Below are 12,235 nucleotides of genomic sequence, written 5' to 3'. Positions count from 1 at the left end.
GGTGGTCGACCATGGCATCGCCAGTGCTGTGCTGCTCGTCGACATGCTCATCATCGGTCGTCGCCCGCACGAGCCTTCGCGTCGGGAGCTGATCGGGTGAACGCCGGCTCGGCCCGGGCTCGTCGCCGAAGGTGGGAGCCGAACGAAGGGTGTAGCCCCACTATCGGGGAGGGACTGCGCCCCAACACTCTGGGCTCAGAATGGATCTCAGACTCCACACGACACGGCTCCGTTACCAAGCAGTCGGAATAACGGCTCTTGGCGAAGATCGACGGGCGCCGCAATTCCAGGCCTGACCTGCCCCGATACCTCTTCCAAAGCGGCGGCACGTATGCTACGAAAGTATGTAGTGATGGGCCGCCTTCGGGCGGCCCGAAGTGCATTTTCAGGGTACTTGACGGTTGTCGACGAACCTCGCTGGAACCGTCAGACGTGCCTGTAACAGGGGGTATCCAGGGGGTATCTGGTGCATGGGGGAGTGAAGTTCTACACCGGCACGGTGGCGGCTGCCAGGAACTACTTGGAGAAGGACACCTCCCGTGCCGATGACTACTACCTGGCCGAGGGAACGGGTCTCGCGGAGAGGTTCGAGGCGACCCCGGTCGGGGTGGTTGATCGTGGTCCGATGGACGGTGATGCCTACGAGCGGTGGGTCGCGGGGTACGACGTCGACACCGGTGCTGCGAAGGGTCGGTTGCTCAAGGATGGTGGTAAGCGGAAGCCGGTGCGGTTCGTGGAGGTGGTCGTGAACGGGCCGAAGACGTGGTCGCTGGCGGCCGCGCTACATCCGGATATCGGGGTCGCGTACGACGCCGCGCAGGGAAGGGCGGCGCAGGAGATCATCGGCTGGGCGGCGCAGCATGCGACCACGCGGATCGGGCCGAAGGGTCGGCAGGTGCAGGTGCCGATCGAGTCGCTGGAGGCAGCGGTGATCCGGCACTTCACTTCGCGGGCTGGGGATCCGCATCGGCATCTGCACGTGCAGATCAACAGCCGCGTCTTCGCCCGCGCGAAGTGGCGTGGCCTGCACACCGTTGGCATCCGGGACAGCATCGGTGCGCTCAACGGGATCGGTCACGCTGCGATGATGTCTGACCCGGAGTTCCGGCGCGTCCTGGCGGCGCACGGCTACACCCTGGACCTGGTGACCGGCGAGGTCGAGCAGCTTCGCACGTACGTCGGTGTGTTCTCCGCTCGCACCGCGCAGATCGCCCGCAACATCGAGCGTTACGAGGCTGAGTGGCGCGGGGAGCATCCCGGGGAGCAGCCTGGTCCTCGGCTGCGGCGAGCATGGGATACGCGGGCGTGGGCGGACGCTCGCCCCGACAAGGTTGCTCCCCTTGGCGGAGCAGCTCTCGCGCGGGCTTGGCTCGAGGAGCTGTACGCGCTGGGCCACAGACCCCCGAAGCGGCAGGTGCGGCTGTCGGCGACCGCGATCGGGGGACTCGATCGTGACTTGGCTGCCGGTCTGGTCGTTGATCGGCTGAGCGCGAGGGCCTCCGCGTGGAACGCTGCCGATATCCGAGGTCGCGCTGAGCAACTCGTCGCAGAGGTCGGCATCGTGGCTGAGTCGGCGGTCCGACGCGAGCTGGCCGAGGACCTCACCGCCCGAGCCGTGACCAGATGCGAGCGGCTGTTGTCACGAGCGGATGTACCCGAGCACATCCGAGCACTGACGTTGACGCGGGTTCTCGAGGTCGAGGCTGACCTGAACGCGCGCCTCGCGCTGCGCGCGGAGATCGAGCCACATATCGGCGGGGTGCTCGTACGTCTCCGTGGCGTCGACAACGCGCAGATCAAGGCCCTCCGGTTGATGGTCGGCGACGGTCCGCTGTTGGTCATCGAAGGCGCTGCCGGCGCGGGGAAGACGAGAACGCTCGCCGTCGCCGCTGCTCAGCTCGCTCGCCGCGGATCACGGATGGTCGTGGTCACCCCGACTCGGAAGGCTGCCAGCGTCGCGTCGGCCGAGATCGGAGGCGCGGCATCCTCGGCCGCCTGGCTGATCCGCCAATACGGGTACCGCTGGGACGAGGACGGCCATTGGGGTCGCGTCCCCACCGCTGCTTCCGACGGCATCACCCCGCCCGACGAGCAGGCCAGACTGCACGGCGGCGACCTGCTGCTGGTCGACGAGGCCGGGATGCTCGATCAAGACACCGCCCGTGTACTGCTCACCATCGCCGACGAGACCGGCGCCAGGGTTGCGCTGGTCGGCGACCGCCACCAGTTGCCCGCGGTCGGTCGTGGGGGAGTGCTCGACCTGGCTGCCCGGTGGGTGCAGCCCGACGCTCACCACACCCTCGATGTCGTACATCGGTTCACTGATCCCGACTATGCCGACCTGAGCCTGCGGATGCGCAGCGGTGAGAACGCAGGTCGGGTCTTCGACAAGCTGGTGGCGCGTGGCGAGATCGCCGTGCACGCCAGCGAGGCCGAACGTACCGATGCCCTCGCCGAACTCGCGGCCGCCGACCGGGCGCCGTTGCTGATCGCCGACACCCGTGAGCAGGTCAGAGACCTCAATGCCGCGATTCGCGACCGCCGACTCAGTGGCTCCGATCCCGGCCCGGCAATCGTGATCACCGAGAGCGGCGAACGGATCGGCATGGGCGACCGCATCGCGACCAGGCGCAACGACCGCGACCTCGACGTCTCCAACCGCGACACCTGGACCGTCACCGCGGTCGGCTCCGACGGCCGCCTCGCCGCCAGGGGACGTCTCGGCGTCCGCACCCTGCCGGCCGCGTACGTGGCTCAACACGTCGAGCTCGCCTACGCGACCACCGCCTACGGTGCCCAGGGTGAGACCGTTCGAGACGGCCACGTCGTCATCGGCGACCACACCGGAGCCGCTTCCGCGTACGTCGGCATGACTCGGGGTCGCGAACACAACATCGCCCACCTCGTTGCCGAAGACCTCGACGACGCCAAGCGACAGTGGATCGATGTGTTCAGCCGCGACCGTGCCGACCTTGGCCCCGCGCATGCCACCCAACGTGCCGCTGAGGACATGGAACGATACGGCTCCCAGGCGCTGCAGAGGGCGGCGCTCGAGCAGGCGCGCCGTCGACGTAACCCCGATCCTTACCCGCCGGGTCTTGACCGTCCCCGCTCCGCACCAGAGCCACGAGGGATCGGTCTCTAGGTCGGTCAGCGAGACGATCGGGGCGGGCCCCGACCCGGCATCGCGACAGCAAGCCCGCCCGAGTCTGCGGGGCTGGCCATCGGGAGGGTAAGGTGGTCAAAAACGTAGGCAGTAAGTACTATCTGTATACGAAATCAGTCAGGAGGTGGGTCAAGGTGGAGACGTTACGGGCGCGTCAGGCGAAGGCTGCGGGCCTCTCGCCCAGTGGCCTGCAACGGGCTGCGTTGCGTGGTGAGTACGAGCGCATCGCCCGAGGGATCTATCGCCACGCCGAGGCGGATCCCGCCAGTTCGGAGTGGATCGAGGCGGCGATGCGGCGTTCGGACGCGACGATCTGCCTGGCCTCAGCCCTGGCGCACCATGATCTGACCGACGAGATCCCGGAGACACTGGATGTGGCGATTCCGCGTGGGTCCCGTTTGCCCGCGACCCAGGCCGCGATCACCTGGCACCTCTTCGATCGGGAGACCTTCGGCCTGGGTCGGGAGGAGATCGATATTCCGGGCTCCGAGCTTCGGATCGGGATCTACAGCCCGGAGCGGTGCATTGCCGACGCGTTCCGTCTTCGGGGCGGTGTCGGCTATGAGCTTGGTCGGGATGCCCTCAAGGAGTGGCTGCGCCGAGGTGGCAAGCCGGCGGCGATTGCAGCGATGGCTGCCCAGCTTCCGCGGGCGCGTACGCCGATTCTGACAGCTTTGGAGATGCTGACGTGACTGACGCCGAGAATGCCGCGCGGATCTATCGAGCGATCCAGGGCCAGGCCCGGTCCGAGCAGGCCAAGACCGGGAAGCCGGTCGACACCAGCAAGCTGTTCACGCGCCACTTGCTGGAGTCGTTCCTCGACCGACTGTCCCGTAGCGAGCATGCCGATGGCTTCGTGCTCAAGGGCGGTGTCCTCCTCGCTGCCTACGGCGTACGCCGGCCGACGAAGGATCTCGACGCCGAGGCGATCGGGGCCGATGTCAGCGTTGGGCTCCTACGCCAAGTCGTGAGCGACGTCGTCGCGGTTGAGGCGCACGACGGGATCGAGTTCGACCTCGACACCTTGACGATCCGCGAGATCCGAGACGACGCCGAGTATCCGGGCCTCCGCCTGCGGATGAGGGCGCGGTTGGCCACCTGGAACGGCGTGACCGCCTGGGACGTGTCGACCGGTGATCCGATCGTTCCGGCGCCGCACCGGGCGCGCCTGCCGCGAGTCCATGGCGAGGACATCGTGGTGCTCGGTTACCGCCCGGAGACGGCGATCGCGGAGAAGGGCGTCACGATCCTCGAACGCGGCATCACAAGCACGCGCTGGCGCGACTACGTCGATATCGTCCAGCTCTTCGAGCACTTCGACATCGATGGTCGGCAGTTCCTCGAGGCCGCACGGGCCGTCGCGGCGTACCGGCAGGTCGAACTGGGCCCAGTCGCACCGGTTCTCGCCGGCTACGGCGCGCTCGCGCAGCCGAAGTGGGCGGCCTGGCGGCGCAAGGAACGGCTCGAGGACATCTGTGCCGATCTCCTCGATGACCAGATTGGGCGCGTGACCGCCTTCTTGGACCCGGTCTTCCGGCCGGGGCAAGGCTGATTGTTTACGTCGACGATCGGGTGATGTTCGGTGTTCGATCAATACCGAACACCGAACGGCCCCCTGGTCACTCATTCATGGGCGGGTCGGTTCGTGTTCTGGTGCTGATCTTGGAACGCGCGTACGTCTCGTAGACGGATCAGCTGGTGACCGGCGATCGGGGTCTCAGCCGGCACGACTCCGTCGGCGATCAGCCGGTTCAGGAGCGACGAGCTGAGGCCGAGCATTTCAGCAGCGTGGGCGGCGGTGACGTACTTCTCCTCCGTCATGCGCGCTCGAGGGAGCATCCGGTAGCCGCGTACGCGGGCGAGATGGGCCTCCTCCGGGAGGGCGCCGTGCTTCGGTTCGGTGATCGAGGTAAGGACGTCGACCCGCTTGGTGTTGGTGGCGAGGGCGTAGGCGGGGGTCCAGGCGTTCCGCACGACGTCGGGGAGGTCGAGGTCGTCCCACAGGTCGATGAGGAGGGCGCCGTCGAGCCAGCGGATCATCGACTGGGGCAGCGCGTGGAGGATGAGGATCTCGTACGCTCGGCGGCGCTGCGCACGGTCGCGAAGGTCCCACTCGTGCTGGTCGGTGTCTCCGGTGAGATCCGGGACGCCGATCGTCGCGAAGCAGTCGGGAGTGTGCACACGCCAGAACGTGGACGGCACCCAGAACGGCTCGATGCCCGGTCGCTGGTGTTCCTCGAAGTCGACGAGCGGCGCGAGCGCGAGGTCGAAGCCGGCGGCGGCGAGGAGCCGTCCGACGGTCTTGAGAGACGGCGCCTGTCTGCCGCGCTCGTAGGTCGAGAGCGTGGCCTGAGATGTGCCCGCGAGCCGAGCCAGCTCCGCCTGAGTCAGGCCGGCGGCGCGGCGCGCGGTCCGGAGGATCAACGTCGGGTCGATCCTCGCATTCTATCGGTCACATATCGGATCCCAAATAAGTCACTCAAATCTGGGAAGCCGTGCGCACCTACCCGACGAGAACGCTGAACAGGCGCGAGCAGCGGTGAACTTGGGCGAAGGTGTCCGGCCCTGCCGGTCTGGTGTTGCTTGTTGGATCAAGGCGTTCTCGCCCCGTCCACGAGAAGTTCAACAGATTGGAGGTGGTCACCATGACGGTGACCACGGTGTCGATGCCCGAGGGCAGCGACGACGACATCCTGACCTTGTCGGAGGTCAGTGAGATCCTGAAGGTGTCGGTCAACACGCTGCGCTGGTGGCGTCAGCTCGACACCGGGCCGAGGTTCACCAAGCTCGGCCGACGACTGGTCACCACGGTCGGCGAGCTCAAGCGCTGGTTCGCAGAGCGCAAGCGCGAGGGCGGCCTCGAATAGGGCTTGCAGACTGGCCGTGCACCCGGTGGCCCATCAGGAGGGCGCTGCCTCGAACGCATGTTCGGGGCAGCGCCTACCCTGGGAGCCATGAGAGACACAAGAAACCGAGAGGAGCTCGGGTGAACGATGGCAACGATCCGCAAGCACACCGCGAGATGGACCACCAAAGACGGCGAGAAACGGGCCAAGGTCCGCTGGCGAGCCGTCTACACCGACCGTGCCGGCGAGGAGCACGTCAAGCACTTCGACCGTAAGGCCGAAGGTCAGATCTGGATCGACGAGCAGACCGCCTCGATGGTGCGCGGCGACTGGGTCGATCCGGAGCTAGGCAAGCAGACCTTCAAGTCGTACGCCGAGGCGTGGCGGGCCCGGCAGATCCATGCCGAGTCGACGAAGGAGACCTTCGAGATCGTCCTCAACTCCCACCTCTACCCGGCCGTCGGCGGGTGGGCGATCGACTCGATCCGGCAAGCCGACATCCAGGAGCTGGTGGCGAAATGGGCCTCGACGGCCGCAGCGACCACGGTGCATCTGCGTTATGGCGTACTCGCCATCGTGCTGAACTCGGCCGTCAGGGAGCGGGTCATCGCCCGGAGCCCCTGCGAGGGAACCAAGCTGCCCAAGCTCGACCCCAAGTCGGCGCTGGTGCCGATCACCACCGACGTGGTCAAGAACCTCAGCGAGACCATCTATCCGCGCTACAAGAACCTGGTCATCGTCGCGGCCGCGACCGGCATGCGGCGTGGGGAGATCCTTGGTCTCACCCTCGATCGGGTCTCCAGGGACTTCAACACGATCCGTGTCGACCGCCAGCTGCGAACCACCGAGCCCACCTGGAAGCCGCCGAAGACACCGTCCAGCGTCAGGACCATGGCGGTGCCCGACGTCGTGCTCGAGGCGATCGAGAACCAGAAGGAGACCTACGGAGTCCACCCGAGCGGGCTGATCTTCACCAACTCCTCCGGAAATCCGATCGGCAAGAGCACGCTCTGGATGGCCTGGCGCACCGCCGCCACGAAGATCGGCACCGATGCGACGCCGCACGACCTGCGGCACTACTTCGCTTCGATGCACATCCGCTCGGGCACCTCGATCAAGGCGCTCCAAGCGCTTCTGGGTCATAAGAAAGCATCAGAGACCTGGGACACGTACGGCCATCTCATCGGCGACGAGGACGAGCGCACGAGACTCGTGCTCCAGTCCGCACTCGGCGCTGGACCGGACAGTAACCGGACAGTAGCGCCCCGCGTAAAGTAAAACACCAGGTCAGAACTTATAAAGCGGACGGGCTGGCCTGTAAGCCGGGTTCTGTAGTCGGCGACCATCCATCTCGGACCATCGTTGCCGATGGCCTCTAGCAACCTACCCGCATGCTCGGGCGGACAGCCCTCGAGCGCATGCTGTCTGGTCTTGCTCCGGGTGGGGTTTACCTAGCTCCTCGTGTCACCACGAGGACTGGTGGGCTCTTACCCCACCGTTTCACCCTTACCGCTACCTGGAGGGTAGCGGCGGTCTGTTCTCTGTGGCACTGTCCCGCGGGTCACCCCGGGTGGCCGTTAGCCACCACCCTGTCCTGTGGAGCCCGGACTTTCCTCGACGCCTCCCCGCATCAGCAAGGAGACGACGCGATCGCCCGGCCAGCCCGTCCGCAGGAAAAGTCTAGTGCGAGGCAGGCTCGATGTGGGCATCCGGACCTGGGAAGACGAGCGACTCGTGGTCACTGTCGCTCCAGCGTACGAGGTAGGGCGGGCTGCCGTCGGGGTGGCTGACCTCGATGATCTCGGCCTCCCGAACGTGGTCCCCGACGTGCTGGCCCGCCACGACGAGGTGGTCACCAACTGATGCGTGCATGCGCGTTCACCTCCTCACCGTCACCATGGTGCTCCCAACGCAGGTGCCGATGGAATACCATGTGGGGGTATCGCGTTCGGAGGGTGTGATGACAGAGAACGAAGAGTTCGAGTACGTAGCCCCGGCTGTCGTCTTCCCGGGCCAGGCCTCGCACGAGGCGGCCTTCCGGACGGCCCACGACCTGCTCTCGCGGCGTTTTCCCGTGGAGGCGCTCGAGATCCTGGAGCCGGCGCTTGCCGACGACCCCGACAACATCGGGCTGCGGAGCATGCGGGCGTGGGCCTACATGCTGCGGGCGCAGCTCGCCAAGGCCGAGGCCGAGCTGCGCTGGCTGGTCGAGCGCGACCCCAGCGACGCCTGGAGCCAGCACTCGCTGGGCCGCGTCCTGGAGCGCCAGGACCGTCTCGAGGACGCGCTCGGCCCGCTGCGTCTGGCGGCCGTGATGAGCGACGACTACGACCATCACGCAGCCGTCTACCGCGTACGCAACCGGCTGGCGCAGCGCGAGGGGTGACCCGGATGACGCGGCGGCCTCGGCGGTGGCAGGGTGGGGGTATGGAACCTGACACCACGACCCTCAACGCCGAGCAGGTCGCCCAGGAGGACCTGGCAGGCTGGACGTTCGACACCAGCGGCGAGGCCGACAGCATCGTCGCCCGCGTCCAGACCGGTGACTTCGTCACCGGTCTGGCGCTGGTCAACGCGATCGGGGCGAAGGCCGAGGAGGCCAACCACCACCCCGACATCGACCTGCGCTACCCGTACGTCGAGATCCGGCTCTCCAGCCACGACGCCGGTGGGGTCACCAGCCGGGACATCGCGCTGGCGAAGGTGATCAACGGGCTCTCGGCGGAGTCCGCGCTCTGAGCCGACTCAGGCCAGACGGGTCATCTCGACGCTGACCTCGACGGTCGGCTCCTCGGGGCCCGAGTAGATCCCGCCCAACGGTTTGACGTCGGTGTGGTCACGACCCGTGGCCACACCGACGTAGGCGTCGCCGGGCTCGGTGCCGGTGGCGGGGTCGATCCCGTGCCAGCCGTTGTCCCACCACTCCACCCAGGAGTGGGCGCCGCCGGGATAGACGTAGCCGGAGACATAGCGCGCCGGGATCCCGACCGTACGCAGCGCGCCGAGCAGCTGGTGGGCGGCATCGGCCGGCGCGGCCTCGGCGACCGCACGGGCGATCTCGAAGGCGGCCTCGCCCGGCATCCCCGCCGAGGCGGCGATCTCCTTGGCCCGGGCCGCGAGCTCCTCGCCCGGTGCCACCAGCAAAGGCAGCCCCAGGAACTCGATGAACCGGTCCGCGACCCCTGGCAGGGCGGCCTCCTCCCAGGTGAGCACCGGAGCCGCCCCGGGCTTCCGGTCGACGTGGACAGTGCTGGTCGCGGAGACCTTGAGCCGACGGTGCGCCTCGAGCACCTCGATCGCGGTGACCTCGTTGCCGAAGTAGTCCTTGTACTCATAGGTCCACGGTTTCGGAGAGACGTCGATCCGGTGGTGGACCACGATCTGGTCGGGCGTGGTCAGGGGCGTCAGTCGCGTCTGGTTGTAGGAGGCGACCGCCGGTCCGTCGTAGGCGAACGTCGTGGTGTGCACGATGCGGAACTGCATGCTCATCTCGATCAGGCTCCTCAGATCGGCTGCCAGGCCAGCGCCTCGGCACCGGCGAAGTAGCGCTTGGTGACCGCCTCGGTGGCCTCGGCACAGGTGACCTGGAGCCGCTCCATCTCGGCGGGTAGGTCCGCCAGCAGATCGTGGAGCGAGCGGTACTCCAGCGATGCCCGCATCCGGCCGATCAGCCGGTGGGCCTCGTCGGTGAAGCCGGCGCGACGGGTCGTCCCCTCCAGGGTGTCCAGCGCCCCCTCGGCCCGCTGCAGCGCGTGCACGACCGAGCGCGGGAAGATCCGGTCCAGCAGCAGGAACTCGGCGGCCGCCTGCTCGGTCTCGACCCCCTTGTTGACCCGCAGGAACGCGTCGTACGCCCCGCAGGCACGCAGCGTGGAGTTCCACTGCGAGGCACCGCCGGCGGAGGTCAGCGACGTGGTCGCGACCAGCCGCGAGGTCATGTCGGCGCGCTCGACGTAGCGCCCGAGCATCAGGAACTGCCAGGACTCGTCACGCATCATCGTGGCGTCGGCGGTGCCGTTGATCTGAGCCACCCGGTCGCGCACCCAGCTGAAGATGAACGGCGCCCGCATGTGCTTGAACTGGCCCGCCGGGATCGCCCGGTAGGTGGTGTTGAGCGCTTCCCACAACGGCACCGAGAGCGTCTCCCGGGCCCCGCGGGCCGACTCCCTGGCCGCGCCGAGCGCATAGGCCATCGAGGTCGGCTGGGTGGTGTCGTACGCGAGCATGTCCAGGATCTGCGGCAGCCCGACCTTCTCGGTCGGGGGGATCTCGATGCCCATCACCGCGAGCAGCGAGCGGCAGGCGGTCTCCTCGTCGGTGGCGGCGTCCTCGAGGATGTGCTGGGTCTGTACGTCGAGGATGCGCGCGGTGTCCTCGGCACGCTCCACATAGCGCCCGATCCAGAACATCGACTCGGCGATGCGACTCAGCATCACGCAACCCCCTGCGTTTGAGACTGACCCTGACCCCGACCGGACGGCCGGGACGACGTCGGTCCGGCGAGCACCCAGGTGTCCTTCGAGCCGCCGCCACGGGAGCTGTTCACGATCAGCTCGCCCTCTGCGAGCGCCACCCGAGTCAGGCCACCGGGAAGAACCCAGACCTTGTCGCCATCATTGACCGCGAACGGCCTCAGGTCCACATGCCGCGCCCCGAGATCTCCATCGATGAAGGTCGGGACCGTGGAGAGCTGCACCACCGGCTGCGCGATCCAGGAGCGGGGGTCCTCCAGGATCTTGCCGCGCAGCACCTCCAGCTCGCGGGTCGAGGCCGCCGGTCCGATCACGATCCCCTTGCCGCCGGAGCCGTCGACGGGCTTGAGCACCAGCTCGTCGAGCCGGTCGAGGACCTCCTCGCGGGAGGACGCATCGCCCATCCGCCAGGTGTCGACGTTGCGGATCACCGGGTCCTCACCCAGGTAGTAACGGATGATGTCGGGCATGTAGGTGTAGACCAGCTTGTCGTCGGCGACCCCGTTGCCGACCGCGTTGGCCAGCGTCACGTTGCCCATCCGGGCGGCGTCGATCAGGCCGACGCAGCCGAGCATCGAGTCGGGCCGGAAGTGCACCGGATCGAGGAACTCGTCGTCGATGCGCCGGTAGATGACGTGCACCGGGGCCAGCCCCTTGGTCGTACGCATCAGCACCTGCCCGTTGCGGCACACCAGGTCGCGCCCTTCGACGAGCTCGACCCCCATCGTCCGGGCCAGCAGCGCGTGCTCGAAGTAGGCGCCGTTGTAGACGCCCGGGGTCAGCACGACCACGGTCGGGTCGGCGACACCGGCGGGAGCGGCCGCGCGCAGCGCCGCGAGGAGCTTCTGCGGATAGTTGGCCACCGGCCGGATCCGGTGCTCGGCGATCGTCTCCGGGAGCGCGGCCGAGATCGCGCGACGGTTGGTCATGACGTACGAGACACCCGAGGGGACCCGCACGTTGTCCTCCAGCACCCGGAACTCGCCGTTGTTGTCACGGACCAGGTCGATGCCGGAGACCTGGACGCGTACGCCGTTGGGCGGGTGCACCCCGGCGGCGGCGCGGTGGTAGTGGCTGGAGGTGGTGATCACCTCGCGCGGGATCACCCCGTCCTCGAACACCTTGCCCTCGTCGTAGACGTCGGCGAGGAACAGCTCCAGGGCCTTGACCCGCTGCTGGACCCCTTTGTCGATCGTCGCCCAGGTGTCCCGCTCGATGACCCGCGGCACGATGTCGAGCGGGAAGGCCCGCTCCTCACCGCCGATGTCGAAGGTGACGCCCTGGTCGAGGTAGCTGGCCTGCATCGCCTCGACCCGGCTGATCAGCTCCGCCGCGCTGAGCCGGCGCAGCGAGTCGCCGAGCCGTTGATAGGGAGGCCGGAGCTCGCTGCCGACGAACATCTCGTCAAAGGCCGGATCCCGAGTCTCGTAGGCGTCGAACATCTGGCTCATGAAGGCAACCTACTGAAATCCTTGTAACAGCGCTGTTGCCCACGCGAACATCTCGCGCAACGGTAGGTTGGATCTATGAGCGACGAGCACGCGGGTGAGTACTACTACTGCCTCAAGCACAAGACCGTCGAGCCGTACGAGGGCTGCAAGGCCAAGGACCGTCTCGGTCCCTACGCTTCCCACGCCGAGGCCTCCCGAGCGCTCGATCACGTTCAGGAGAACAACGAGCGCTGGGACAAGGAAGACAAGGCCTGGGAGGGCGACGCGGGCAACGAGACTGAGTGATTTCAGTCGGGCTGA

The 12,235-nt window shown here is 67.5% G+C and carries 13 protein-coding genes and 1 other RNA gene; 8 read left to right on the top strand and 6 right to left on the bottom strand.

Annotation, left to right across the window (positions count from 1 at the left end; translation table 11 throughout):
* The first annotated feature begins 478 nt into the window (after nt 1-478).
* The 3 genes from mobF to ACIRON_RS20955 all read left to right on the top strand — a co-directional run bounded on the left by mobF (nt 479) and on the right by ACIRON_RS20955 (nt 4,718).
* Nucleotides 479-3,145 (top strand): MobF family relaxase, encoded by a 2,667-nt coding sequence (gene mobF / locus ACIRON_RS20965; protein WP_402995100.1) that lies wholly within the window; start codon nt 479-481, stop codon nt 3,143-3,145.
* A gap of 155 nt (nt 3,146-3,300) precedes the next feature.
* Complete coding sequence (locus ACIRON_RS20960) at nt 3,301-3,858, top strand: type IV toxin-antitoxin system AbiEi family antitoxin domain-containing protein (RefSeq protein ID WP_402995098.1); 558 nt, start codon at nt 3,301-3,303, stop codon at nt 3,856-3,858.
* Nucleotides 3,855-4,718, top strand: a complete 864-nt coding sequence (locus tag ACIRON_RS20955) for a nucleotidyl transferase AbiEii/AbiGii toxin family protein (RefSeq protein ID WP_402995096.1) — start codon at nt 3,855-3,857, stop codon at nt 4,716-4,718. Before ACIRON_RS20960 ends, ACIRON_RS20955 begins: the two co-directional genes overlap by 4 nt.
* Before the next feature lie 71 nt (nt 4,719-4,789).
* Here the strand turns inward: ACIRON_RS20955 and ACIRON_RS20950 are convergent, their stop codons facing one another.
* Nucleotides 4,790-5,590, bottom strand: coding sequence for a helix-turn-helix domain-containing protein (locus tag ACIRON_RS20950; protein WP_402995094.1), 801 nt, complete (start codon nt 5,588-5,590; stop codon nt 4,790-4,792).
* A 221-nt stretch (nt 5,591-5,811) separates the two neighbouring features.
* Here ACIRON_RS20950 and ACIRON_RS20945 point away from each other — a divergent pair, with 221 nt between their 5' ends.
* A complete protein-coding gene (locus ACIRON_RS20945; RefSeq protein ID WP_402995092.1) occupies nt 5,812-6,033 on the top strand; it encodes a helix-turn-helix transcriptional regulator in 222 nt (73 codons plus the stop codon).
* 126 nt (nt 6,034-6,159) lie between these two features.
* Entirely contained in the window at nt 6,160-7,290 is a 1,131-nt protein-coding gene (locus tag ACIRON_RS20940; RefSeq protein WP_402995090.1) for a tyrosine-type recombinase/integrase, read from the top strand.
* A gap of 24 nt (nt 7,291-7,314) precedes the next feature.
* Here ACIRON_RS20940 and rnpB read toward each other — a convergent pair.
* Together rnpB and ACIRON_RS20930 are read right to left on the bottom strand one after the other, a co-directional pair.
* An RNA gene (rnpB, locus tag ACIRON_RS20935) (RNase P RNA component class A) lies at nt 7,315-7,678 on the bottom strand.
* A gap of 14 nt (nt 7,679-7,692) precedes the next feature.
* Nucleotides 7,693-7,884 carry a DUF1918 domain-containing protein gene (locus ACIRON_RS20930; RefSeq protein ID WP_141794223.1) on the bottom strand — a complete coding sequence of 64 codons (192 nt, stop codon included), beginning with the start codon at nt 7,882-7,884 and terminating at the stop codon, nt 7,693-7,695.
* An 88-nt stretch (nt 7,885-7,972) separates the two neighbouring features.
* Here ACIRON_RS20930 and ACIRON_RS20925 point away from each other — a divergent pair, with 88 nt between their 5' ends.
* Nucleotides 7,973-8,398, top strand: coding sequence for a tetratricopeptide repeat protein (locus ACIRON_RS20925; RefSeq protein ID WP_402995087.1), 426 nt, complete (start codon nt 7,973-7,975; stop codon nt 8,396-8,398).
* A gap of 41 nt (nt 8,399-8,439) precedes the next feature.
* Entirely contained in the window at nt 8,440-8,751 is a 312-nt protein-coding gene (locus ACIRON_RS20920; protein WP_402995085.1) for a 4a-hydroxytetrahydrobiopterin dehydratase, read from the top strand.
* Between the two features lie 6 nt (nt 8,752-8,757).
* On the opposite strand, the gene ACIRON_RS20915 is transcribed toward ACIRON_RS20920, so the two are convergent.
* Genes ACIRON_RS20915 through ACIRON_RS20905 form a run of 3 tightly spaced genes read right to left on the bottom strand, consistent with a single transcriptional unit; the run spans nt 8,758 to nt 11,935 of the window.
* Nucleotides 8,758-9,501 (bottom strand): transglutaminase N-terminal domain-containing protein, encoded by a 744-nt coding sequence (locus ACIRON_RS20915; protein WP_402995083.1) that lies wholly within the window; start codon nt 9,499-9,501, stop codon nt 8,758-8,760.
* A 14-nt stretch (nt 9,502-9,515) separates the two neighbouring features.
* Complete coding sequence (locus ACIRON_RS20910; protein ID WP_402995081.1) at nt 9,516-10,445, bottom strand: alpha-E domain-containing protein; 930 nt, start codon at nt 10,443-10,445, stop codon at nt 9,516-9,518.
* Nucleotides 10,445-11,935, bottom strand: a complete 1,491-nt coding sequence (locus tag ACIRON_RS20905) for a circularly permuted type 2 ATP-grasp protein (RefSeq protein ID WP_402995079.1) — start codon at nt 11,933-11,935, stop codon at nt 10,445-10,447. Before ACIRON_RS20905 ends, ACIRON_RS20910 begins: the two co-directional genes overlap by 1 nt.
* 75 nt (nt 11,936-12,010) lie before the next feature.
* Between ACIRON_RS20905 and ACIRON_RS20900 the strand changes: the two genes are divergently transcribed.
* Nucleotides 12,011-12,220 carry a hypothetical protein gene (locus tag ACIRON_RS20900; protein WP_402995077.1) on the top strand — a complete coding sequence of 70 codons (210 nt, stop codon included), beginning with the start codon at nt 12,011-12,013 and terminating at the stop codon, nt 12,218-12,220.
* Nucleotides 12,221-12,235: the final 15 nt, after the last annotated feature.

The sequence above is a fragment of the Nocardioides sp. NPDC101246 genome, from assembly GCF_044767415.1.
Lineage (GTDB): Bacteria > Actinomycetota > Actinomycetes > Propionibacteriales > Nocardioidaceae > Nocardioides.
This window is presented reverse-complemented; position numbering and strand designations above follow the sequence as displayed.

Coding starts and splice junctions, on each gene's coding strand:
- ACIRON_RS20945 (WP_402995092.1), top strand. CDS start 5,812: ATGACGGTGACCACGGTGTCGATGCCCGAGGGCAGCGACGACGACATC.
- ACIRON_RS20930 (WP_141794223.1), bottom strand. CDS start 7,884: ATGCACGCATCAGTTGGTGACCACCTCGTCGTGGCGGGCCAGCACGTC.
- ACIRON_RS20915 (WP_402995083.1), bottom strand. CDS start 9,501: ATGAGCATGCAGTTCCGCATCGTGCACACCACGACGTTCGCCTACGAC.
- ACIRON_RS20920 (WP_402995085.1), top strand. CDS start 8,440: ATGGAACCTGACACCACGACCCTCAACGCCGAGCAGGTCGCCCAGGAG.
- ACIRON_RS20900 (WP_402995077.1), top strand. CDS start 12,011: ATGAGCGACGAGCACGCGGGTGAGTACTACTACTGCCTCAAGCACAAG.
- ACIRON_RS20905 (WP_402995079.1), bottom strand. CDS start 11,935: ATGAGCCAGATGTTCGACGCCTACGAGACTCGGGATCCGGCCTTTGAC.
- ACIRON_RS20910 (WP_402995081.1), bottom strand. CDS start 10,445: ATGCTGAGTCGCATCGCCGAGTCGATGTTCTGGATCGGGCGCTATGTG.
- ACIRON_RS20925 (WP_402995087.1), top strand. CDS start 7,973: ATGACAGAGAACGAAGAGTTCGAGTACGTAGCCCCGGCTGTCGTCTTC.
- ACIRON_RS20940 (WP_402995090.1), top strand. CDS start 6,160: ATGGCAACGATCCGCAAGCACACCGCGAGATGGACCACCAAAGACGGC.